The following is a 22,363-nucleotide window of genomic DNA, read 5'->3' as shown; positions in this document are numbered from 1 at the left end:
ATCCCATTCTTCCACCCCTCCACTCCTCCATTCTTCCATCCCTCAACTCTTATGCCCCTCAAAGGACGCCTCGGACTCGAAACCGCTCGCATTCCTCATGCCGATCGGCACGGACTCATGTGGTTGGAGCGTGGACGGTTGGCTGTGGAGGCCGGGAATCTTGTGTTCACCACCGCCGGATTCTATGACATTGATGCGGGGGCCTACGACATTCCGTTTCAGCAGATCTCGAACCTGCTGCTCGGGCCGGGCACTGTTATCAGTCACGATGCCCTGCGCCTGCTGGCGCGTCAGCAAACCGGAGTGCTCGCGGTCGGATCGCGAGGCGTGCGGCTCTATGCGGCCAGCATGCCGTTCGGCCCCGATCGGGCCAAGCGCGCCCGCAAACATGCCGAACTGTGGGCCGATGAAGATACGCGCATCGACATCGCCCGGCACATGTACGCGATTCGGATGGGCGGGGAACTGCCCAAGTATCACCGCGACCTCGACAGCCTGCGCGGTATGGAGGGCAGCCGCATGAAGAAAGTCTACCGTAACCTCGCCAACCAGCACGGTATCAACTGGGACGGACGTCGATACGATCGCCACGATCCGGACTCCGACGACGCCATCAACAAAGCAATCAACCACGCCTCCACCGCCATGTACGCTGCTGCGCGCGTGGCCGTAGCGGTAACAGGAGCCGTGCCGCAGCTTGGGTTTATCCACGAATCATCGGGACACGCCTTCGCGCTTGATATTGCCGACATGATGCGCAGCACCGTCACGTTGCCCATTGCCTTTCGCGCCACAAAACGGCATAACCAGCGCGGACGTACCAACATCGAGGCAACGACCCGCAAGCTGGCCGGGCGCACGCTGCATAAAGACGATATTATTCCGACCATGATCGATCGTATCAAAGAGGTGCTCGATGTCGATGACCGTAGCCGTAACGCGTAACACCCCCGACCGCTTCGATGGCTTTCTGTGCTCGTGCATGCAAGCCGTAGCGCCCGGTGTGTACGTAGCGCCACGCATGAAAAAAGCCGTCCGCGAACGCGTGTGGCGCGTGATGCTCAATTGGAACGAGTTGCTGCCGGAGGATGCCGGGGTGGTCTTTTTCTGGAAGAGCCGCACGGCCCCCTCGGGCATGGCGATTCGGTTCTTGGGCTGGCCCAAGAAAGAGTTTGTGGAGGCGGAGGGCCTGTGGCTTACCGTACGCGACCTGACGGCAGCCCACCACGTCGATGAAATCATGGAGTTGGCTGATGTCGACGAACCCCCGATGGATGCCGACGACCCGCGCCTGTGGCACGCGTCCGACGCCTCCAACACCGAAAACGAAGCGTAAAATAGGCGGATGCGAAGGGGAGACGTCCCATGGGTGGTATGCGCCATCCTGGCAGCTTAGAGCATCTTGACAATGGGTTCGTTGATCTGTATACTCTACAGCAATGCTGCGCCCCGACATAGTGGCGCAGGGATGCCTCCGCCCACGCGGAGATAGACCCGCTGCAGCTATTGGCGCGAAAGGCTACAATGCGATGCCTCCGCCCACGCGGAGATAGACCCTGTGGCGAGTGCTCCCTACGGTCGCGCAGTAGGATGCCTCCGCCCACGCGGAGATAGACCCGCCGCCCGCGATCGCGCCCTTTGGCCCCCCTGGATGCCTCCGCCCACGCGGAGATAGACCTGGGCTACCTGCTGCATGGCTACAAAGACCCGGGATGCCTCCGCCCACGCGGAGATAGACCTGGCACACGATGTCACCACACGGGCGCGGGGCCGATGCCTCCGCCCACGCGGAGATAGACCCCGGCTTGTTATTTTGCCGTGGCGCATGCCCATGATGCCTCCGCCCACGCGGAGATAGACCTTTTCGAGAGGAGCGCGTTCAAGACATTATTGCGATGCCTCCGCCCACGCGGAGATAGACCGCGATGCGCAGTTTAAAGCGTTCGCTATTGCGTGATGCCTCCGCCCACGCGGAGATAGACCGATACAGCACTTACAAACACGCAAACAAGACACGATGCCTCCGCCCACGCGGAGATAGACCCCAGCTTCGACACAGCGTCTACGTCACTCATCGGATGCCTCCGCCCACGCGGAGATAGACCGTGGATAGGCGTGTAGCTGGCAGAGCACCACCTGATGCCTCCGCCCACGCGGAGATAGACCCAGATTTTGGGCCTGCTATGCGCAGCGTTACGCGATGCCTCCGCCCACGCGGAGATAGACCCGAGCGCTTGCAGAAGAAATACGATGCGCTTGAGATGCCTCCGCCCACGCGGAGATAGACCCATAAGCGCGGTAAGGCACTTGACATCGTGGTACGATGCCTCCGCCCACGCGGAGATAGACCCTCTACAAAGAAAAGAGTCCGACGTTATTTTTGGATGCCTCCGCCCACGCGGAGATAGACCCGCATCTTTTACTGTAGCCTATCAAGACAATGAGATGCCTCCGCCCACGCGGAGATAGACCCGTCATTTTTTCAGCGACCTCGGAGGATAAAGTGATGCCTCCGCCCACGCGGAGATAGACCCGGATTGTGCGCCGCGACAAGGTATAGAAATCTGATGCCTCCGCCCACGCGGAGATAGACCCGTCTGGTAGCCTGCAGGGGGGCTGATTCAGCGATGCCTCCGCCCACGCGGAGATAGACCGATACCTCAGATGAGAGCGGGCGGGTCACACCTGATGCCTCCGCCCACGCGGAGATAGACCCGAGACGGTGCGCGACCAGATGCGCTACCTGCGGATGCCTCCGCCCACGCGGAGATAGACCTACACTTTTTCGCACCCCCGCCACGTCGGCGACGATGCCTCCGCCCACGCGGAGATAGACCTGCCGGAGGCACCTGCCCCGACAAGCGGTTGCGGATGCCTCCGCCCACGCGGAGATAGACCTAGTATGGGGGCATAAAAAACCCCCCCACGGAGGATGCCTCCGCCCACGCGGAGATAGACCCCGGGTGCGGGGCCGTCACCCATGCCCCGTGTGGATGCCTCCGCCCACGCGGAGATAGACCCGAGCGCTTGCAGAAGAAATACGATGCGCTTGAGATGCCTCCGCCCACGCGGAGATAGACCCATAAGCGCGGTAAGGCACTTGACATCGTGGTACGATGCCTCCGCCCACGCGGAGATAGACCTAGTGTAGTGTCAGCCGTCAATGTGTGGGTAAAGTCGTCGTAGTTTGATGCGTGCATCTTCGGTCCGGAAGTGCCAGTTTGCCACCGTGCCGTTTTCGTTGCGTCGCTTTGACCAAGCCAATGCTTCTTCCTTCATGGCTTTCTTTTCCGGAATGCGGCGCGAGAGGCACTGTCGGGCCATTGCGCTGTTTTCGATCTCCGCCATGTTCAGCCAACTTCCGTGCTCCGGCGTGTAGTGAAGTTCGAGTTGCTGGGCTAACGAGCGAGCCTCTTCTGGAGGAAACGCCTCATAGAAGCTCGATAAGCCATGCGTGTTCAAATTGTCCATGACCAAGACAACTCGGTCGACATCGGGGTAGTGCTGTTCGAGGAGGCGTTTCATGCAGTGGGCCCAGTCTATTTTGGTCCGCCGTTCTCGAATCATCACCGTGCGCCACCCTGCCAGCGGTTCAAAGAACATAAACAGGTTCACCACTCCATTTCGCTCGTAGTGGTAGTCGTGGCGCTTCGGCTTGCCGGATTCCATCGGGAGCGGCTTCCGGACCTCTTTGATCAACTGGCGCGGCATCTCGTCCATGCAGACCACCGGCCTTTCCGGGTCGTAGGGGCGCTTGTAGACGGAAAGCACGTCTTCCATCTTCGCCACGAAGTTTGCGTTTTGCTCCGGTGGGATCACCCATTGCTGGTTCTGGTGAGGCTTGAGCTGGTTTTTTTTAGCGTTTGTCGGACCGTTTCGTGGGACAGGTCTTCCACGACGTTCAGTTCAACCATCCGGTCTGCCAGAAGGCGCAGGCTCCACTGGCTGCGGCCGTCGGGGGCTTCAGAACAGGCCAGACGGATCAGCTCTGCTTCCTGCTCCCCGTCGAGCTTGCGGTCGTATTCGCGGTCTGGGGACTTTCGCTCAACGCAGCCGGTAAGGCCGCGCTCGCTGAAGCGTTGCCGGATCCCCGCAACCGTGCTGGAGGCCACTTCCAGCGCTTCGGCCGTGCGATCGTCTGTCCAAGCCGGCCCGTCTGGACCTTCGTCCACCTTCAGTAAAACACGAACGCGCGCCTGCTCAGCTGCTGGACGCTCCCCGCGCCCGAGGCGTTCGAGGAGATGGGACCGCTGCTCTTCAGTGAGTTCGACTCGGTATTTCTTGGTGGGCATGGCATTGGGCGACAAGCGTTCAAAGAGCGACTCTCAACAATATACTAAACAGAGATCACAGATTCACGCCTGACAGTACACTAGCGCCCTATGCAGAAGATGGTGATGGTCTGTGATGCCTCCGCCCACGCGGAGATAGACCGATTATGGCGGCCCGACACAGCGCAGCATCCCGGATGCCTCCGCCCACGCGGAGATAGACCTTACCTTTGACGATAGCCTAACCTTTGACGATAGCCTAGACGGGCAGCTCGGATGCCTCCGCCCACGCGGAGATAGACCCGCAGGTTCGCAGGACGGGCAGGGCACCACAAAGATGCCTCCGCCCACGCGGAGATAGACCATGCTTTCATCGAAAGTCCGCGGGCAAGATGGTGATGACTCCGCCCACGCGGAGATAGACCCTGGGCGAAACCTGCGGCGAATACCTCTCGAAGGATGACTCCGCCCACGCGGAGATAGACCGCGCTGGCCAGGTCTAACAAGCCAAAGTCAGCGGATGACTCCGCCCACGCGGAGATAGACCCCGATCGGAGCTGCCTGTCGCGGAGTTTGATTCGATGACTCCGCCCACGCGGAGATAGACCCTGCAGTCACAGAAGAGTTTGAGACCGGGATTGGATGACTCCGCCCACGCGGAGATAGACCGAGAAAGGACCTACAGCATTACGAGCTACGCGAGATGACTCCGCCCACGCGGAGATAGACCGCGCGCATCAGATCCGGCACAAGCCAAGCCCACGATGACTCCGCCCACGCGGAGATAGACCTCTCAGCGTCTATTCACAGCGTGTAAAAACCGCGATGACTCCGCCCACGCGGAGATAGCCCTCGCACGTAAGGAGTTGCCTTCCTTACGCTTTGGATGCCTCCGCCCACGCGGAGATAGACCCAAGCCTCTCACAACCCCAGAACGCCCGTCACCGCTCTTCAAAGAGCGCGGTGAGCGTTTCGATGGTGAAGTCGGGCGTGCGGTCTGGGGCGAGGTCGGTGGGAACTGGCGGTTTGGTGACCAGGATGCTCGACAGCCCCGCCCGGCGCGCTCCTCGAATATCGGTGTCTGGGTTGTCGCCGATCATGACGATGCGGGCATCGGAGGCAAGTCCGGCACAGGCCATCTCGAAGATAAGCGGCTCGGGCTTGCCGGCGATCGTCGGGGCCACGCCCGTGGCTGCCTCAAGCGCCTGCAGCAGCGCACCCGCCCCCAGGTCTCGCCCCGATGGCGTCGGAAAGGAGGTGTCCGGGTTGGTCCCCACAAACCGGACCCCGTGTCGGATGTGATCCATCGCGCGCTGCAGGTCCAGGTAGGTCGTGGCGCGGTCGGCGCCCACAACGACGGCCTCGGGCGCGGTGCTCGTGATGGCAATGCCCGCGGACTGCAGCGCCTCGCGTGCCCCTTCGCTCCCCACCACATCGGCCCGGGCAACGCCGTCCTGCGCCAGAAAGCGCGCTGCGGCCGACCCAGACGTCACGATCGACGACAGGGATAGGGAGAGTCCAGCCTCTGCAAAGCGCTGCTTCAGCGCCGTGCGGGGCAGGCGCGGGTTGTTGGTCAGGATGCGAACGGTCTTGCCGCGTTCCATAAGCTGCGCCACCGCGTCAAGGGCTTCTGGAATCGGCTCCTCGCTGAGATAGAGCACTCCGTCCAGGTCAAGCAGAAATACGTCGAATTGATCGGCAATCATGGGCAGAACGTGGTTGGAAAGAAAAAAGGGGTGTGCGTACTCGGTGCCACTGGCCAGACGGATAGACCAGACAGATAGACCAGACGGGGAGGCCGGGCGCACGCCAGGAACGCTACAGGCAGGCGCCACGAGCAGACGATACAGGCAAACGATATCCGAACGGGCCCCTCTGCAGCGTCGTTTCCCGGATGCAGGCAAACAGATGTTGCGAAATGAATCTGCCCGGTAACAACTGCGAAGGCAAGGCAGAGGCTGAAGCGAACGGGCTGTGTCGCGGTGGGTTGGAAGAAACACATTTGGAAGAAACGCATGCCGCCCGCATCCCAACAAACCTACCGCGCTTTATGACCGACGCTGCCTCCGACGATCTCTCGGGTGACCTCCCTGAGGATCCCTCCGATGATTCCGCTGCTGCCACGCTCAAGGTGCTGCTGACAGATACGCTGCGCGCGTACAGCGAGGACCGGGCCGAGCGGCTGGGGGCGGCGGTGGCGTACTATGCGGTCTTCTCGCTCGCGCCGCTGCTGGTGTTGGCGCTCGCGATAGTTCGGCTGGCGTACGGGCGGCAGTCGATGCAGGCACAGGCTGCCATCCTCGACCAGGTCGAGGGCGTTGTGGGGCCGGCCGGACGCACACTTGTGGAAGGGATCCTGCAGGAGGCCGCGGTGTCGCCCGCGCAGGGCACCTGGGCGGTGCTCCTGGGTAGCGCGCTGCTGATTGTGGCCGCCACGGCGTTCTTCGCGCGCCTGCAAGACGCGATGAACACAATCTGGGACGCTACGCCCACGTATACCGGCGTGTGGGGACTGCTGCGGAGCCGGCTGCTCTCGCTGCTGCTGGTGCTGGCTGTGGGGGCCGGACTGCTCGCGAGTCTTGTGCTCAATGCTGTGCTCAGCGGAATGATCGCTACGCTGGGGGGCGCTACCGGACTCTACCTGCTGGAGCGGTTCGGTACGCTTGTGCTTCTGGCGGGGCTCTGTGCCCTGCTCTTCCGGCTGCTTCCCGATACCGATGTAGCATGGGCCGACGTGTGGGCAGGTGCAATAGGTACAGCCCTGCTCATTAGCCTGGGCACCAGCGGGATGGCCTGGTATCTGGGGCAGGCCACGGTAGCCTCGGCCTACGGCGCCGCCGGAGCACTCGCGGCGCTGCTGCTGTGGATCTACTACGTGGCGCAGATCTTCTTTCTGGGGGCCGAGTTCACGAGCGTCTACGCCGCCCATCGCCGATCAGAACGCAGTCAGATGGATGCGCCGGAGCTGGCTGCGCACGGCACGCCGGCTGCCAACCTCTCCGCATCCGCCCCCCCTGAGAGCGCACCCGCTTCAGGACGGGTATGGCCCGCGCGTCTGGGATGGGTCATACTCGGAGCCCTGATCGCCATCTTCTGGAAGCGATAGTCCTTCACGGAGCAGTTGGCGCTCCGCATCCTCCAAAACAGACCAAAACAACCACTCGAACGAAACCTACCGGACGCACACGATGCCGCACGATACCGACTGGCCCCTGCACGCAAGTGCACTCCGGTTCTTTGATCTCGAAACAACCGGGCTGCGTCCCGACCGGGGCGCGCGCATCACCGAGGCCGCGGTGCTCGACCATCAAACGACCTGCCTGTACTGGCAACGCACCGCCAACCGGCCCGTGGCCGCGCCGCTCGACCGGCTGCTGCGCTGTTTTGCGGATGCGGTCGTTGTCGGCCACAACCTCGCGTTTGATTTTCGCTTCCTGACGTATGAAGCCGAGCGGCAGCACCAGGCATCGTTTACCCTCCGCTACATCGACACCCTGTCGCTGGCCCGCGCCGCGCGCCTGGACGCCCAGTTGGGGCTGCCCGATCTGGCGCTTGAAACGCTGGCGCGGCGCCTCGTCGGCCGCGAGGAGGCCTCCGGGTGGACCTTCCACACGGCTCGGGGCGATGCTGTAGCTACGCGGGCCGTGCTCTGGGCGCTTGCTAACCGCCTGAACATAGAGACCCTCGCCGATGCCGGGTTGCAGCGCATGGCCTGGGCCCCTTGAACGCATCCCTTTCGAGCGCCCCCCTTTCGAGCGCACCCGTTTGGGCGCACCATCTGCCCCAACTCGCATTCGCGGGCGCTCTTTTGTAGCATACGTACTTGTAGCATACGTACATTCGCGCTGCCCATCGCTTCAACGACCCGCCGCCCATGCCCACGCCCCTGCAGAACCGCTTTCTCGATGCGCTCCACGCCGCCTCCTTTGGCGATGCGGAGGTCTACCTGTCGAACGAAGAGCGCGAGGAGCTGGAGCGCGGAGGCGCCTTTAAGGAGGTGGCCCGCGAAAAGCTGCCGCGCATCGAGCGGGCCCTCTGGTGGGCGCAGGCTACGTCGGTGGCCGCGCTCGTTCTGCTCGTGGCCAGCGCACTGCTCACCACGCTGGCCCACACCGGCACAGCACTCACCACAACGCCATTCGCCAACGCCTTCTCCATTGTACTGTGGCCGGTGCTGTTCAGCCTCGCAGCGGCATTTAACCTGTGGCGCGCCGTGCGCCTCACCCAGAAACGGCTACTCTGCGAGGTCATCCTCGAAACCGGAGGAGGCAGCCGGTAGAGCAGTCAGGGGGAAGCGAGGCGCAGGCCAGCAGGCAACGTATGGGCGAGTCGCGCATAGTATATATGTCTCATCAAAGAGATGTCTTTTCACTGCCACTGCTCACGTTTCCCCATTCGCATGCGCATTGCGTCGCTACTTCCCGCCGCCACCGAGTGGGTTGCCGTTATGGACGCGCTCGACCAGCTGGTGGGGCGCTCGCACGAATGCGACTTTCCGCCTTCGGTTACATCGCTCCCGGTGCTCACCGCGCCCACGTATCCCGAGGAGACGGGATCGCGGGCCATCCACGAGGCGGTGCAACGCCGGGTGCAAGAAGGACTGAGCCTCTACGACGTAAACCTGGACCGCCTGGCGAATCTGCAGCCCGACGTGGTGCTCACGCAAGCCCAGTGCGAGGTCTGCGCTGCGTCGCTATCCGACATCGAGGGCGACCTGCACCGCTACATGAACGACCGGGCAGAGGCGCCGCCCGAGCTCTTTTCGATGGAGCCAGACACGTTTAAGGCGGTGCTCGATACCGCCCTGCGCATGGGACGCCTGCTGGGCCGCACCGAATCCATCATGCGATGGATCGGCGCGCGCGAGAAAGAGCTGCGCGCCCTGCACGAAGCGATCGGCCTGGAGCGCCGTACCAACCCCGAGTCGCTGCCCACCGTTGCCTGCATCGAGTGGATGGATCCGCTCATGGCAGCCGGGCACTGGACGCCCGACGTGGTAGCGCAGGGTGGCGGACACGCGCTCCTGGCAGAGCCGGGCGATGCGTCGCGCACGATCACGTGGCAGGCCCTCGCCGATGCAGATCCGGATGTGCTCTTCGTGATGCCGTGTGGATTTGCCCTCAGCGAAACGGCCCGCGACTGGGACGCGCTCGCCGCGCATCCCGTATGGCCTACCCTGCGCGCCGTGCAGGCGGGCCGCGTTTTTGTGTTCGACGGCAACGCCTACTTCAATCGTCCGGGCCCGCGTCTCTACCGGGCCGTTGAGCTTGTGGCCGAGGCGCTGTATCCGGAAAACGACCGTGCCGGGGCTGTACCCGCCCGCCCCGACGAGATGCAGCGTGGACGGCCGTCTGCTGCTGAAACGCCTGCGTAACCGATTGGAGGCAACCCGGGCAATGCACCGATTCAGTGCACCGTTGCAATGCATATGCAATGCATAGATCCGGTGCATAAGCAAACATAAGCAAACAGTAAGCAAAGAAGCGTCTGGGCTCGTCTGCCTACGTTTTCCACGGTCGAATCGGGATCAATGCCAATTTAGAGCCTGTTTGGGTTTTGGTTTTCCAATCGCCCAAGAGGCGCCGCCCCCGTGCGGAGCTGTCCCAAGTGTACATCCTTTATCTTTTTAGTTAGCACCCTTGTCCATGAAACGATCGGAGTTTAGTTACGACTACCCTAAAGAACTCATTGCCGAGTACCCCGCGGAGCCCCGCGACTCCTGCCGCCTTATGGTGGTGAACCGCGAAGACAAAACCGTTGAGCATACTGTGTTCAACAAACTGCCCGATTACTTCAAGGAGGGCGACGTGATTGTCGTCAACAACACCAAGGTGTATCCGGCCCGGCTATTTGGTAAGAAAAAGAAGACCGGCGCAAGCATTGAGGTCTTTCTGCTGCGCGAGCTGAACCCGGAGAGCCGGCTGTGGGACGTGATGGTCGACCCGGCGCGGAAGATCCGGATTGGCAACAAGCTCTACTTCGACCGCGAGCTCTCGGCGGAGGTCATCGACAACACCACCTCGCGCGGACGCACCCTGCGCTTGCACTTCACGGGGACGAACGAGGAGCTGTATGCCAAAATTCGCGAGCTGGGCGAAACGCCTCTGCCGCCGTACATCAACCGCGAGGTGGAAGAAGAAGACCGCGATCGCTATCAGACCATCTTTGCCGAGCATCGCGGCGCAGTCGCAGCGCCTACGGCCGGGTTGCACTTTACACCTGAGCTCATTCAGCGCCTCAAAGACAAGGGCGTGCACGTGGCTGAGGTCACGCTGCATGTGGGACGCGGCACGTTCCGCCCCGTTGGAGTAGAAGACCTGACCAAGCACCGCATGGACTCGGAGCAGTACACGATTCCAGAAGAGACGGCTGAAGCGGTGAACCGCGCGCTGCGGAGCGAAGAGAACACGGTAACAGCCATTGGCACAACTGTGGTGCGGACCATAGAGTCGAGCCTGTCGGCAAACCAGGAACTGAAAGCCGACTCCAGTTGGACCGACCTGTTCATCTATCCTCCGTACGATTTCCAGATCACCGATCAGATGGTTACGAACTTCCACCGCCCGGAGAGCACCCTTATCATGATGGTTTCTGCCTTTGCCGGGTACGACTTCACGATGGAGTTTTACCAGGAAGCCTTCGACGAAGAGTATCAGCTGTTCTCATTTGGGGATGCTATGCTGATCCGCTAAGCAACCGCTACGATAAGAAGGAATGCTGTGCGTACGTGCAGCAAGTCCTTGTTGGCGCCACGGTCCGATCGCAAGCGCGGTGCTTCTGCTGCAGGATTTAGCTGCGGAGCACCGCGCTCCGCGTTTAACGACGAGCCTTCAGCCACACGGGCATGCAGCAGTGGTGCGTCTGCTGCAAACAGGTCGGTACGAACGCGCCCGTAGTTTACTTCTAACCGGTTAGACGTTCTGTGCATGCCCGAGTGGATTTTTGACCTTGACGTATGGGTTGATTGGATGCTGGCCCTTCCGCCATTCTGGGGGTACGTTATCGTGCTCACCATCGCTTACGGCGAAAACGTGATGCCGCCTATCCCCGGAGATATGATCGTTGTGCTTGGCGGCTACCTGGCCGGGCTCGGACATCTGAACTTCGAGACGGTCGTGCTGCTTTCCACGATCGGAGGAGCTGTCGGCTTTATGAACATGTATGTCATCGGGCGGGTGCTGGGCACACGCATCCTCGAGAACGAGCGCTACACGTGGGTGCCACGAGAAAGCATCGGACGCGTGCAGCGGTGGATACATCGGTACGGGTATGGCGTCGTGGCTGCAAACCGCTTTCTAAGTGGGGCCCGATCGGTCATATCAATCGCCGTTGGTATCTCTAAGATGTCGGCCTGGAAAACGCTCTTCTTTGCTACGTTGAGCGCGTTTGTGTGGACGCTCATCATTGCGTATGCCGGGTATACCGTCGGCGACAACTGGCCGGTAGTGGCAGAGTACCTTGAAGCCTATGGGCGCATAATTATTGGACTCCTGGGTCTTGCCGTTCTGGTGTGGGGGATACGCAAGTATATGCAGAAGCAGTGAGCGTGGCCCGGGCGGAGGAAGTAAATCTTTCACGCACAGCACATTGTTTGTGTGGAAACAGAAAGCGGGTTCTGCATATTGAAGCACCGCAAATAAGCTGACGTAGCTCAACTGGTAGAGCAGCTCACTTGTAATGAGCAGGTTGGGGGTTCAAGTCCCTTCGTCAGCTCTACTGTCAGTCTTCACGAGGAGCGCACGCAAGGAACCTTGCGAAGCTGTGCTGCTTTTCATAGTCTGGCATTCGCTGACTAGCAAGCGGTGCATGGCTTGCCAGTTTCCGAGATGTGCAGGTGAGTCTGCCACTGCAGATTTCACGCAGAGTACAGCAACACAGGCGCCGTACTCACTTATAATTGCCTCTGAAAACGAAGCAGTAAAATATAGCGCGATGTTCGCGAGCGGTACTCCCGAGGCCTGTTCGTGAGTGAGCGCAAACACGTATGGGCAGGTAGCGAAGCGGTCAAACGCAGCAGACTGTAAATCTGCCGGCTATGCCTTCGTAGGTTCGAATCCTACCCTGCCCACTATTTTTAAAGTTGACCAGCGGGAGTAGCTCAACTGGTAGAGCATCAGCCTTCCAAGCTGAGGGTCGCGGGTTCGAATCCCGTCTCCCGCTCAATACATAAGATGTCATAAAGTACCCCTGTCGCTTTCTTGAATGATGCGCGCTGCGCAGGCAGGGAAAGCGCTAGGCAGGGATCTGCACATCAGTCTGCCGCCTTAGCTCAGAGGTAGAGCACTTCCATGGTAAGGAAGGGGTCCCCGGTTCAAATCCGGGAGGCGGCTCACCATGCGTCGGCATCGACCGCGCGCTTGTTGTGCACGGCATTACGCACTGCGCTGCGTTTCGCACCGCATTTGCATTGATGCGTGCGCATGCCCTTTTTAGGCAGAGAACCCTATATCACCCTCAACTTCAGGAAAACATACGACGGTTATGGCGAAGGAGGTATTTGAGCGGAAGAAGCCGCACGTAAACATCGGAACGATTGGGCACGTGGACCACGGCAAGACGACGCTGACGGCAGCGATCACGAAGGTGCTCGCGGAGCAGGTTGGCGGCGCAGCCGAGCGGACGTTCGACTCGATCGACAACGCGCCGGAAGAGCGCGAGCGTGGCATTACGATTGCCACGAGCCACGTTGAGTACGAGACCGAAGATCGGCACTACGCCCACGTGGACTGCCCCGGCCACGCCGACTACGTCAAGAACATGGTGACGGGCGCGGCGCAGATGGACGGCGCGATTCTCGTGGTAGCGGCCACCGACGGCCCGATGCCGCAGACGCGTGAGCACATCCTCCTGGCGCGCCAGGTCGGCGTGCCGTACCTGGTGGTGTTCATGAACAAGGTTGACCTCGTCGACGACGAGGAGCTTCTGGAGCTGGTGGACATGGAGGTGCGCGACCTGCTCTCCAGCTACGAGTTTCCGGGCGACGAGATTCCGGTGATTCGCGGCTCGGCGCTGAAGGCGCTGGAAAGCGACGCCGACGCGGAGGCGAAGATCATGGAACTGATGGAAGCGGTCGATAGCTACATTCCGACGCCGGAGCGCGACGTTGACAAGCCGTTCTTGATGCCGGTAGAAGACATCTTCTCGATCACCGGGCGCGGCACGGTCGTGACCGGCCGGATTGAGCGCGGCCGCATCGAGACGGGCGACGACGTGGACATCGTGGGGATTGAAGAGGAGAAGCTGACCTCGACGATCACCGGGATTGAGATGTTCAACAAGACCTTGGACGAAGGCGAAGCCGGCGACAACGCGGGCTTGCTGCTGCGCGGCATCAAGAAAGAAGAGGTTTCGCGCGGGATGGTTGTTGCGGAGCCGGGTTCGGTGACGCCGCACAAGGAGTTTGAGTGTGAGGTATACGTGCTGTCGAAAGACGAGGGCGGGCGCCACACGCCGTTCTTCCCGGGGTATCGCCCACAGTTTTACTTCCGCACGACGGACGTGACGGGGGACATCAACCTGGAGGAAGGGGTTGAGATGGTGATGCCGGGCGACAACGCGACGTTCACGGTGAAGCTGATCCAGCCGGTGGCTCTGGAAGAGGGGCTGCGGTTTGCGATCCGCGAAGGCGGCCACACGGTCGGCGCCGGTGTCGTTACCGAAATCCTCGACTAAGAAAAAACATTGCATAATCTGGGAGTCTTGCCGCAGGCAAGGCTCCCGACACACGGGCGTAGCTCAATTGGCAGAGCAGCGGTCTCCAAAACCGCCGGTTGCGGGTTCAAGTCCTGCCGCCCGTGCAGCCGATACGGAGTATTTTCCTTTGAACCCGGGCTGTCATTCGAAAAGACAGTCTCGCAGACACCCCACACATTATGACGTGGATTCGTGAATACCTCCAGGAAGTCGTGTCTGAGATGCGCAAGGTGAGCTGGCCAAGCCGCGATGAGCTTGTCAGTAGCACCCTGATTACCCTCCTGGGTACGGTCATGATCTCTGGGTATATCTTCGTGGCTGACCAGATCATCAGTACCATTATGGATCTGATCTATTAAGCGAATACGGCATCTTTAGACGGTGCATACCACCCTTTAATCGTGTGCATCGCTACGGAATCCCCCGTTTCGCATCCCTCTCGTTTTTGCTCGTCACGAATACCCAGTCTCCATGCCAAGCGGAAACGCCCCAAAAAAATGGTTTGTGCTCCGTACATTTTCGGGTCACGAAAAGAAGGTGCGACGCTTCCTGGAGAGCGAGTTAGAGCGCTTGGATATAGAAGACCTCGTGGATGAGGTGCTCATTCCTACAGAAACGGTCTTCGAGATGCGGGGTGGCAAAAAGAAGACGAAGGAAAAGACCTTCTTTCCGGGCTACATCCTGCTTCATGCTGACCTGACTGACAAGCTTCAGCACACGGTAACGGGGCTTCCATCTGTAATCGGATTTTTGACCTCCGGCACGGGCGATGAACCAACGCCGCTGCGTCCCGACGAGGTGCAGCGCATCCTTGGGCGCATGGACCGCGCCGAAGAGATGGGCGAGCAGCCCGAAATACCATTCAAAGTTGGGGATCCTGTAAAGGTCGTAGATGGCCCGTTCGACAGCTTTAACGGGTTTGTCGAAGAAGTCTATCCTGAAAAAATGAAGGTTCGCGTTATGGTATCTATCTTCGGCCGTAAAACTCCAGTCGAGCTTGATTACCTGCAGGTAGAACACGAAGAGTAAAGCTGCCTGTGCGAGATGCGACGCATGCGTATCCGAAGCAACACACCTTCGGTCTCATGCGCAGCGCGACGAAAAACGTTTCGCCCGCGTTTACTGCGCGGGTGTTTTTGTGTGTACTCTTGTGCAAACCTACCCTCACAAACGAAGCTGCGGGAGTCAATCAGACGCCTGAACCGCACAGATTCTTATGGCAAAGCAAGTAAATACGCAGATTAAGCTGCAAATCAAGGCCGGACAGGCCAACCCTGCACCGCCCATTGGCCCTGCGCTCGGGCAGCACGGGGTGAACATCATGGAGTTCTGCAAGAAGTTTAATGCAGAAACGCAGGACCAGATGGGCCTGTTGCTCCCGGTTGTTATCACCGTGTACGCCGACCGGTCGTTCGACTTCATCGTTAAGAGTCCGCCTGCCTCCGTACTCCTGAAAGAGGTTGCCGGCATCGAAAGCGGCGCAGGCGACCCGCTTCGCCAGAAAGTGGCGACGGTCTCGTGGGATGACTGCCGCGCCATCGCCGAGCGCAAGATGGAAGATCTGAACGCGCACACCGTTGAGCAGGGGGCGCACATGATTGCAGGCACAGCTCGATCAATGGGAATCAAGGTGAGCGACAAGCCTGAAGAAGGGTAAGTCCCGATGGCGAACCCACCGCTGATCCGGTGATCGCTGCACGCACGCTAATTTAACCACGCGGGAGCCTGTTGATTGGACAGGCGCACGTACCGCACAACCTACGCTACTATGGCAAAAAAAGGAAAACGATACACCGACGCTGAAGCAGCGGTCGAAAAAGCCGCGGATAGCATATCCTCGCTTTCAGACGCTGCCGAGCTCGCGAAGAAAACGGCTACAGCCGGATTCGACGAATCTATTGACCTGGACGTACGCCTCGGCGTAGACCCCCGGCATGCTGATCAGATGGTGCGAGGCGCTGTTGTGCTTCCGCACGGAACAGGAAAAGAGACTACCGTGCTGGTGCTTGCCAACGAAAGCAAGCAGGCCGAAGCTGAAGAAGCAGGAGCCGACTACGTAGGGCTCGACGAGTACGTTGAACGGATCCAGAATGAGAACTGGCTCGACTTTGACGTTGTGATCGCAACGCCCGACGTTATGGCTCAGGTCGGGCGCCTCGGTCGGATCCTCGGCCCGCGCGGACTCATGCCGAACCCGAAAAGCGGTACGGTAACGATGAACGTTGCCGAAACGGTCGAAGAAGTGAAGTCAGGCAAGATAGAGTTTCGTGTTGACAAGCACGGCAACCTGCACGCATCGATCGGCAAAGCCTCGTTCGCCACAGAAGAGCTGGCTGAGAATGCGCGAGCCTTCTTGAAAGAAGTCGTGCGCCTGCGTCCGGTGTCGGCAAAAGGGCTCTACCTCCGCTCTATTACGCTTTCAGCCACGATGGGGCCACCTGTCCCGGTTGGGCGAAGCATGATCCTGACGGAAACGCGCTAATGTAGCGGCTGATGTGGCCGTTCTCCTCTTCGTGGTCCTTGTTACCTTTGCACCCCTTGTGATATGCCTTTAACGCGTGCCAAAAAAGCTGAGATTATCGACGGTCTTGGCGAGCAGTTCGAATCTGCTTCAATCATCTACCTGACCAACTTCGCCGGACTCACGGTTGCGGAAACGAACGAGCTTCGCGCTCGCTTTCGTGAAGCAGGTGTCGACTACACCGTGTGCAAGAATACGCTTGCACAGCTTGCTATTGACCGTGTCGACAACACCGACATTGAGGTGCTCAGCGAGCACTTTAGCGGGCCAACGGCCGTTGCTTTCAGTGACGACCCGGCCAAGCCTGCCCGTGTCATCAAAGACTTTCTCGAAGACAACGAGTCGGAGCGCCCCGAACTCAAGATTGCCTATATCGAAGGCGATCTGTACGAGGGCCCCGATGCGTTGGATGCCCTCTCCAAGCTGAAGTCACGCGAGGAGCTTGTGGCCGACATCGTGGGGCTGCTGATGGCGCCCGCACAGAACATCGCCGGTGCACTTACCGGACCAGGCAGCCAGCTGGCTGGTGCGATCAAGAGCATGGCCGAAGGCGACGACGCGTAACAGCGGCGTCTGCCTCATCAGCATACGGATTGCTAAGATCCAGAAAGCAGTATGTGGTCTTGCTTACGCGAGCCGAGTACTCCTTTCAGCATTCATATTCTCCCTTAATATGCAGCGCAGTGCCCTCCTTACCGGGTGCACAGACCGCTGCAGGAAACCGATACAGACTTACCTATGGCAGACATCAAAGAACTCGCAGAACAGCTTGTTGGCCTTACCATTCAGGAAGCCAGTGAGCTTGCTAACTATCTCGAAGAAGAGTACGACATCAAGCCCGCTTCGGCAGGCGTCGCTGTTGCTGCTCCAGGAGCCGCCGGAGGCGACGGAGAAGGTGGCGAAGAGAAAACAGAATTCGACGTCGTACTGACGGGCGTAAGCGGAAACAAGATTGCCGTGATTAAAGAAGTCCGTTCCATTACCGGACTTGGCCTCAAAGAAGCTAAAGCGGTGGTCGACGAAGCCCCCAGCCCGGTCAAAGAAGCCGTTTCGCGCGAAGAGGCCGACGAACTCAAAGCGCAGCTCGAAGAAGCTGGCGGCGAAGTTGAACTCAAGTAACGCAACGTCGATCTGTTTTCGAGTCGGCAACGACTTGCCCCTTGAGGTGCCCAAAAGGACAGATCCTACACGTTCCTTGCAGAGTACAGGAGCCGGTCCCAAGCGGGGTCGGCTCCTGTTGTATGTGCCTATTGATAAATGCCTTTAATGCAGCCATAGCGATGCAAACCAAACGACGCTGCGACGTGTTACACGACGACGCGCAGCCCGCGAAGAGTTTTCAGACGCCTGGCAGAGCCTCCACCAATGGAGCGAGTCAAAGAAAGGGCCCACCTGTGCTGGATAAACATTCAGACGCCGGGGCGTACGAACTTACCACCGGAATCCCAGCCTTCCTCGTGCGCTCTTGGATTTGCACCTCCAAGCCATAGCACATGAATTTTGTGTGCTCATAAAGTGAAGGTAGCGCGATATATTAATGTATTGAAGATTAAAAATAGAATCTGAAACAACTATAAGATCCGGCTGTATTCATCTTTGCTGTCATTCGCGAACCCTCGCGTGTGGTGCCGCAAGTGCTAATTCAGCGTCCTGTTTTGCTGTGCGGCTTATCTTCTGTAGACGAACGCCCCTTGGTGTTGAAGCATCTGTCGCCATTACCGTTCGGCTCGATCTACTTTCGGGTATCGTACCGATGGGTACATAGCCTTGCATTTCTCATCTGCCTTGAAGGCTCCGAAAAGGAGTCCCCAGGCTATGTTAGAACGGAACAGGCCATCAGCAACGCTTCATGCGCCATGCATCAATCCGCAACGCGATGACTGGCAACACGCCCGCGTGTATTCCCCAACTGTTTAAGGAGTTACTCCGCTTATGCCCACTCTGCTCAGCGGTGACATTGTCACCAACGGTCACCTGGAAGAACTTCCAGAACGTGAATCTTTTGCCCGCATCCCTACGGTGTGGGACTATCCGGACTTTCTGGACATCCAGCTGAAAAGCTTTCACGACTTTGTGCAAGACGACGTCCCGCCGGAAGACCGAGAAGACGACGAAGGGCTGCAGGCCGTCTTTAACGAGCATTTTCCTATCCAAGACAGTCGCAGCCGCTACACGCTCGAGTTCATAAACTATGGACTGGATGCTCCCAAGCACACCATTGAGGAGTGCATCGCGCAAGGCCTTACGTTTTCAGTGCCGTTAAAGGCAACGCTTCGCCTATCCAGCAAAGAGGAAGACGGCGACGACGAGGCTATCGAAGCCATCGAACAAGAGGTGTACCTCGGCACGCTCCCATTCATGACGGATCGGGGAACGTTCATTGTGAACGGTGCTGAGCGCGTCATTGTAGCGCAGCTTCACCGGAGTCCAGGGCTCTTCTTCGGTACCGACATTCACTCGAACGGTACGCAGCTGTTCTCCGCACGCGTGATTCCCTTCCGCGGGTCGTGGATGGAGTTTTCGACGGATATCCGAAACGTGCTCTGGGCGTACATCGATCGGAAGAAAAAGGTGCCGGTTACAACCCTGCTGCGCGCCCTCGGGATCTCGTCAGACGATGAGATTATTAATCTCTTTGACCTGGCCGACACAGCCGAGTTCAGTAGCGAAGAGGACTTCAACGAGTATGTAGACCGCGAGCTCGCTACCTCGGTTACGATCGAACGAAAGATCGAGATCGTCGATGAGGACACCGGCGAGGTCGTTGAGGAAGAAATTGAACGTGAGGTGGTGCTTCCTGCCGAGCATGTGCTCGAAGAGGAAGACTGGGAAACGCTGAGCGAGTACGACATCTCGCGCATGTACTTGGTGCGTGAGGAACGTGAAGAAGACGAGCTCGACATGAGTACGCTCGTCGAAACGCTCAAGAAAGACCCGTCGCACAATGAAGAGGAAGCGCTCCGCGAGATCTACCGCCAGCTGCGTGGATCCGAAGCCCCCGATCTCGACTCCGCCCGCAATGCGCTCGACCGCCTCTTCTTTTCAGATAAGCGGTATGATCTGGGTGATGTAGGACGCCATCGCATCAACAGTCGCCTGCAGATCGATGTCGATCCAGATACAACCGTCTTGACACTTGACGACGTCGTCGGGATTGTGCAGGAGCTCATCAAGCTCAAGAACGGACAGACAACGCCCGATGACATTGATCACCTGAGCAACCGCCGCGTCAAAACTGTGGGAGAGCAGCTTGGGTCGCAGTTCTCGCTCGGCCTGGCCCGCATGTCGCGGACCATTAAGGAGCGCATGAATCTGCGCGATGCCGACAAGTTTACGCCGCAAGATCTGGTAAACGCCCGCACTATTTCGAGCGTGATCAACACGTTCTTCGGGACGAACCAGTTGAGCCAGTTCATGGACCAGACCAATCCGCTGGCCGAGCTTACAAACAAGCGCCGCCTGTCGGCTCTTGGTCCGGGTGGACTGACGCGTGAACGTGCAGGGTTTGAGGTGCGCGATGTGCACTATACGCACTACGGACGCCTCTGCCCGATTGAAACGCCTGAGGGGCCCAACATTGGGCTAATATCCTCGCTTTGTGTTCATGGAGTGATCAACGAGTTTGGCTTCATTGAGACGCCATACCGCGTTGTGAAAGACGGCATTGTGACCGAAGAAGTTGAATACCTCGCGGCAGACCAAGAAGACCGTCATATCATTGCGCAGGCGAATGCGCCAATCGATAAGGACGGAAACTTCCAGACCGACCAGGTTACCTGCCGCTATCGCGGCGATTTCCCCATCGTACCGCCTGAAGAGGTGGAGTACATGGACGTTGCCCCGAACCAGATTGTGTCGCCCTCAGCCAGCCTCGTCCCGTTCCTCTCGCATGACGATGCCAACCGTGCGCTGATGGGATCGAACATGCAGCGTCAGGGCGTGCCCCTGCTGCGCAGCGATTCGCCCATCGTGGGTACCGGGCTCGAAGGGCGTGCCGCGAAAGATTCGCGAGCCGTTATCGTGGCTGAAGGAAAAGGCGAGGTCGAATATGTGGATGCGGAGCGCATCGTTGTTCGTTACGACGAAGACGCTGAAAAAGACGACCTGACGTTTGGCGAGCCGGTACGCGAGTACAAGCTCGTGAAGTTCCGTCGCACCAACCAAGACACGTGCATGAACCAGAAGCCGATCGTACAGGTCGGTGACAAGGTCGAAGAAGGCACGGTCATGACTGAAGGTTTTGCCACCGAGAAAGGGGAGCTTGCCCTTGGTAAGAACGTACTCTGTGCCTTCATGCCGTGGCACGGATACAACTTTGAGGATGCCATCGTAATCAGCGAGCGCCTCGTTGCCGACGACGTGTACACTTCCGTGCATATCGAAGAGTTTGAGCACGAAGTGCGCGACACCAAGCGTGGCGAGGAAGAGCTTACACGTGAGATCCCGAACGTTTCGGAAGAAGCAACCAAAGACCTCGACGAACGGGGTATTATCCGCGTTGGCGCCGAAGTGAACCCGGGCGACATTATCGTCGGAAAGATCACACCGAAAGGCGAAACCGATCCGACACCGGAAGAGAAGCTTCTGCGTGCGATCTTTGGCGACAAAGCAGGCGACGTGAAAGATGCTTCGTTGAAGGCCAAGCCCGGCATGGATGGCGTCGTGATCGACACGAAGCTCTTCAGTCGCCGTCAGCTCGACCCGGCGTCGAAGAAAATGGAAGAGAAGCGTCTCGAAGCGATCGAAGAGAAGCATACCCGTGCGGTGGCCGATCTTGACAAACGCTTCTGGGATAAATTCTTCAACCTTGTAGGTGGAGAGGCCAGCGGAGGTATCAAAGACCGCGATGGCAACGACGTGCTCACCAAAGGAGCGGAGCTTACGCGTTCTGCGCTCGACAGCGTAGAGCCACAAGACCTGAGCACAAAAGCGCAGTTCACCGACCACGACGATCTCAATGCGAAAGTTGCCGCGTTGCTGCGTAACTACAAAGTGCGCCGCCGAGAGATCGACGGTAAGCACAAGCGTGAGAAGCACCAGGTCGAGATGGGCGACGAGTTGCCCGCTGGCATCGTGCAGATGGCGAAGGTATACGTGGCGCGAAAGCGCAAAATATCAGTCGGTGATAAGATGGCCGGACGCCACGGTAACAAGGGGGTTATCGCTAAGGTCGTGCCAGTTGAAGATATGCCCCACCTTGACGATGGAACGCCCGTCGACATTGTTTTGAATCCGTTGGGTGTGCCCTCGCGCATGAACCTCGGCCAGATCTACGAAACGCTCTTGGGATGGGCGGGGGACAAGCTCGGCAAGAAGTTCGCCACACCGATCTTCGATGGGGCCACGATGGACGACATCGCGGACAAGCTGGAAGAGGCCGGGCTTCCACGCGACGGCAAAGCACAACTCATTGACGGACAGACGGGCGAGCCGTTTGATGAGAAAACAACGGTTGGGCAGATCTACATGATGAAGCTCAGCCACCTGATCGACGATAAGATGCACGCCCGCTCCATTGGCCCCTACAGCCTCATCACGCAGCAGCCGCTGGGCGGAAAAGCGCAGTTTGGCGGCCAGCGGCTTGGCGAAATGGAGGTCTGGGCGCTCTATGCGTACGGAGCTTCGCATACCCTGCAAGAAATGCTGACTTACAAGTCGGATGACGTGCAGGGCCGCTCGCGTGCCTACGAGTCGATCGTCAAAGGTAAGAACATGCCTTCCCCGAGCGTACCAGAAAGCTTCAACGTCCTGGTACGCGAGCTTCAGGGACTGGGCCTCGAAGTCGGACTCGAGTAGTCATTAATGCAGCATGGGGCATGCAGCGGTCTGCCCGATCCGACTGCATGCCCTCGCTGCGCATCTCCCAGCACGGGCCCAT

The 22,363-nt window shown here is 59.2% G+C and carries 19 protein-coding genes, 5 tRNA genes and 2 CRISPR repeat arrays; of the genes, 21 read left to right on the top strand and 3 right to left on the bottom strand.

All coding sequences use genetic code 11. The features are described 5' to 3' along the window. Positions 1-51: 51 nt before the first annotated feature. A complete protein-coding gene (gene cas1e / locus ACZ48V_RS12120; RefSeq protein WP_464539483.1) occupies positions 52-945 on the top strand; it encodes a type I-E CRISPR-associated endonuclease Cas1e in 894 nt (297 codons plus the stop codon). Next, the gene (cas2e, locus tag ACZ48V_RS12115) at positions 923-1,336 is read left to right on the top strand and encodes a type I-E CRISPR-associated endoribonuclease Cas2e (protein ID WP_464539481.1); all 414 of its coding nucleotides are present in this window, start codon (positions 923-925) and stop codon (positions 1,334-1,336) included. Before cas1e ends, cas2e begins: the two co-directional genes overlap by 23 nt. Before the next feature lie 131 nt (positions 1,337-1,467). Continuing rightward, positions 1,468-3,143: direct repeats of the CRISPR family, unit length 28 nt; unit sequence GATGCCTCCGCCCACGCGGAGATAGACC. Between the two features lie 10 nt (positions 3,144-3,153). On the opposite strand, the gene ACZ48V_RS12110 is transcribed toward cas2e, so the two are convergent. Next, positions 3,154-4,292 (bottom strand): IS630 family transposase gene (locus ACZ48V_RS12110; protein ID WP_464538641.1). Its coding sequence is split into 2 segments (ribosomal slippage): positions 3,154-3,860 and positions 3,860-4,292, totalling 1,140 coding nucleotides; the frame shifts between segments, so codons are not numbered across the junction. Between the two features lie 113 nt (positions 4,293-4,405). Then, positions 4,406-5,184: direct repeats of the CRISPR family, unit length 28 nt; unit sequence GATGCCTCCGCCCACGCGGAGATAGACC. A gap of 28 nt (positions 5,185-5,212) precedes the next feature. Then, complete coding sequence (locus tag ACZ48V_RS12105; protein WP_464539479.1) at positions 5,213-5,977, bottom strand: HAD-IIA family hydrolase; 765 nt, start codon at positions 5,975-5,977, stop codon at positions 5,213-5,215. Between the two features lie 344 nt (positions 5,978-6,321). Between ACZ48V_RS12105 and ACZ48V_RS12100 the strand changes: the two genes are divergently transcribed. From ACZ48V_RS12100 to queA, 5 genes are all read left to right on the top strand, one after another. Further along, on the top strand, positions 6,322-7,377 hold the full coding sequence (locus tag ACZ48V_RS12100) for a YihY/virulence factor BrkB family protein (protein ID WP_464539478.1): 1,056 nt from the start codon (positions 6,322-6,324) through the stop codon (positions 7,375-7,377). 82 nt (positions 7,378-7,459) lie between these two features. Further along, complete coding sequence (locus tag ACZ48V_RS12095) at positions 7,460-7,996, top strand: 3'-5' exonuclease (RefSeq protein WP_464539476.1); 537 nt, start codon at positions 7,460-7,462, stop codon at positions 7,994-7,996. Between the two features lie 149 nt (positions 7,997-8,145). Then, positions 8,146-8,550 carry a hypothetical protein gene (locus ACZ48V_RS12090; RefSeq protein ID WP_464539474.1) on the top strand — a complete coding sequence of 135 codons (405 nt, stop codon included), beginning with the start codon at positions 8,146-8,148 and terminating at the stop codon, positions 8,548-8,550. Between the two features lie 120 nt (positions 8,551-8,670). After that, a complete protein-coding gene (locus ACZ48V_RS12085; RefSeq protein WP_464539473.1) occupies positions 8,671-9,645 on the top strand; it encodes an ABC transporter substrate-binding protein in 975 nt (324 codons plus the stop codon). Between the two features lie 271 nt (positions 9,646-9,916). After that, positions 9,917-10,963: a tRNA preQ1(34) S-adenosylmethionine ribosyltransferase-isomerase QueA gene (gene queA / locus ACZ48V_RS12080; protein WP_464539471.1), complete on the top strand. Its 1,047-nt coding sequence runs from the start codon at positions 9,917-9,919 to the stop codon at positions 10,961-10,963. On the opposite strand, the gene ACZ48V_RS12075 is transcribed toward queA, so the two are convergent. Then, positions 10,960-11,199, bottom strand: coding sequence for a hypothetical protein (locus ACZ48V_RS12075; RefSeq protein ID WP_464539469.1), 240 nt, complete (start codon positions 11,197-11,199; stop codon positions 10,960-10,962). The two genes, queA and ACZ48V_RS12075, sit on opposite strands and share 4 nt — an antisense overlap. Between ACZ48V_RS12075 and ACZ48V_RS12070 the strand changes: the two genes are divergently transcribed. The 14 genes from ACZ48V_RS12070 (at position 11,198) to rpoB (ending at position 22,281) form a co-directional block, all read left to right on the top strand. Then, positions 11,198-11,815, top strand: coding sequence for a DedA family protein (locus tag ACZ48V_RS12070; RefSeq protein ID WP_464539467.1), 618 nt, complete (start codon positions 11,198-11,200; stop codon positions 11,813-11,815). The two genes, ACZ48V_RS12075 and ACZ48V_RS12070, sit on opposite strands and share 2 nt — an antisense overlap. A 96-nt stretch (positions 11,816-11,911) precedes the next feature. Next, positions 11,912-11,984, top strand: a tRNA-Thr gene (locus tag ACZ48V_RS12065). A gap of 273 nt (positions 11,985-12,257) precedes the next feature. Beyond that, positions 12,258-12,339, top strand: a tRNA-Tyr gene (locus ACZ48V_RS12060). 19 nt (positions 12,340-12,358) lie between these two features. Continuing rightward, positions 12,359-12,431, top strand: a tRNA-Gly gene (locus ACZ48V_RS12055). Between the two features lie 98 nt (positions 12,432-12,529). Further along, positions 12,530-12,601, top strand: a tRNA-Thr gene (locus ACZ48V_RS12050). Positions 12,602-12,752: 151 nt separating this feature from the next. Then, a complete protein-coding gene (gene tuf, locus ACZ48V_RS12045) occupies positions 12,753-13,943 on the top strand; it encodes an elongation factor Tu (protein ID WP_464539465.1) in 1,191 nt (396 codons plus the stop codon). A gap of 52 nt (positions 13,944-13,995) precedes the next feature. Then, positions 13,996-14,068 (top strand) — tRNA-Trp (locus ACZ48V_RS12040). A 75-nt stretch (positions 14,069-14,143) separates the two neighbouring features. Then, positions 14,144-14,323 (top strand): preprotein translocase subunit SecE, encoded by a 180-nt coding sequence (gene secE, locus ACZ48V_RS12035; protein WP_353563732.1) that lies wholly within the window; start codon positions 14,144-14,146, stop codon positions 14,321-14,323. Between the two features lie 112 nt (positions 14,324-14,435). Then, on the top strand, positions 14,436-14,993 hold the full coding sequence (gene nusG, locus ACZ48V_RS12030) for a transcription termination/antitermination protein NusG (RefSeq protein WP_464539463.1): 558 nt from the start codon (positions 14,436-14,438) through the stop codon (positions 14,991-14,993). A 187-nt stretch (positions 14,994-15,180) separates the two neighbouring features. Next, a complete protein-coding gene (rplK, locus tag ACZ48V_RS12025; protein WP_464539461.1) occupies positions 15,181-15,621 on the top strand; it encodes a 50S ribosomal protein L11 in 441 nt (146 codons plus the stop codon). 111 nt (positions 15,622-15,732) lie between these two features. After that, complete coding sequence (rplA, locus tag ACZ48V_RS12020; RefSeq protein WP_464539459.1) at positions 15,733-16,446, top strand: 50S ribosomal protein L1; 714 nt, start codon at positions 15,733-15,735, stop codon at positions 16,444-16,446. A 63-nt stretch (positions 16,447-16,509) separates the two neighbouring features. Continuing rightward, positions 16,510-17,049, top strand: coding sequence for a 50S ribosomal protein L10 (gene rplJ / locus ACZ48V_RS12015; RefSeq protein WP_464539457.1), 540 nt, complete (start codon positions 16,510-16,512; stop codon positions 17,047-17,049). Positions 17,050-17,223: 174 nt separating this feature from the next. Further along, complete coding sequence (gene rplL / locus ACZ48V_RS12010) at positions 17,224-17,604, top strand: 50S ribosomal protein L7/L12 (protein WP_464539455.1); 381 nt, start codon at positions 17,224-17,226, stop codon at positions 17,602-17,604. Between the two features lie 813 nt (positions 17,605-18,417). Continuing rightward, entirely contained in the window at positions 18,418-22,281 is a 3,864-nt protein-coding gene (rpoB, locus tag ACZ48V_RS12005; RefSeq protein WP_464539454.1) for a DNA-directed RNA polymerase subunit beta, read from the top strand. Positions 22,282-22,363: the final 82 nt, after the last annotated feature.

It is taken from the genome of Longimonas haloalkaliphila, assembly GCF_055379825.1.
Note: the sequence above shows the minus strand (reverse complement) of the source record. Positions and strands in the feature narration are given on the sequence as shown.

Coding starts and splice junctions, on each gene's coding strand:
- ACZ48V_RS12085 (WP_464539473.1), top strand. CDS start 8,671: ATGCGCATTGCGTCGCTACTTCCCGCCGCCACCGAGTGGGTTGCCGTT.
- ACZ48V_RS12095 (WP_464539476.1), top strand. CDS start 7,460: ATGCCGCACGATACCGACTGGCCCCTGCACGCAAGTGCACTCCGGTTC.
- ACZ48V_RS12105 (WP_464539479.1), bottom strand. CDS start 5,977: ATGATTGCCGATCAATTCGACGTATTTCTGCTTGACCTGGACGGAGTG.
- ACZ48V_RS12070 (WP_464539467.1), top strand. CDS start 11,198: ATGCCCGAGTGGATTTTTGACCTTGACGTATGGGTTGATTGGATGCTG.
- nusG (WP_464539463.1), top strand. CDS start 14,436: ATGCCAAGCGGAAACGCCCCAAAAAAATGGTTTGTGCTCCGTACATTT.
- tuf (WP_464539465.1), top strand. CDS start 12,753: ATGGCGAAGGAGGTATTTGAGCGGAAGAAGCCGCACGTAAACATCGGA.
- secE (WP_353563732.1), top strand. CDS start 14,144: ATGACGTGGATTCGTGAATACCTCCAGGAAGTCGTGTCTGAGATGCGC.
- cas2e (WP_464539481.1), top strand. CDS start 923: ATGACCGTAGCCGTAACGCGTAACACCCCCGACCGCTTCGATGGCTTT.
- ACZ48V_RS12090 (WP_464539474.1), top strand. CDS start 8,146: ATGCCCACGCCCCTGCAGAACCGCTTTCTCGATGCGCTCCACGCCGCC.
- rplL (WP_464539455.1), top strand. CDS start 17,224: ATGGCAGACATCAAAGAACTCGCAGAACAGCTTGTTGGCCTTACCATT.
- queA (WP_464539471.1), top strand. CDS start 9,917: ATGAAACGATCGGAGTTTAGTTACGACTACCCTAAAGAACTCATTGCC.
- ACZ48V_RS12100 (WP_464539478.1), top strand. CDS start 6,322: ATGACCGACGCTGCCTCCGACGATCTCTCGGGTGACCTCCCTGAGGAT.
- ACZ48V_RS12075 (WP_464539469.1), bottom strand. CDS start 11,199: ATGCACAGAACGTCTAACCGGTTAGAAGTAAACTACGGGCGCGTTCGT.
- rpoB (WP_464539454.1), top strand. CDS start 18,418: ATGCCCACTCTGCTCAGCGGTGACATTGTCACCAACGGTCACCTGGAA.
- rplJ (WP_464539457.1), top strand. CDS start 16,510: ATGCCTTTAACGCGTGCCAAAAAAGCTGAGATTATCGACGGTCTTGGC.
- rplA (WP_464539459.1), top strand. CDS start 15,733: ATGGCAAAAAAAGGAAAACGATACACCGACGCTGAAGCAGCGGTCGAA.
- cas1e (WP_464539483.1), top strand. CDS start 52: ATGCCCCTCAAAGGACGCCTCGGACTCGAAACCGCTCGCATTCCTCAT.
- rplK (WP_464539461.1), top strand. CDS start 15,181: ATGGCAAAGCAAGTAAATACGCAGATTAAGCTGCAAATCAAGGCCGGA.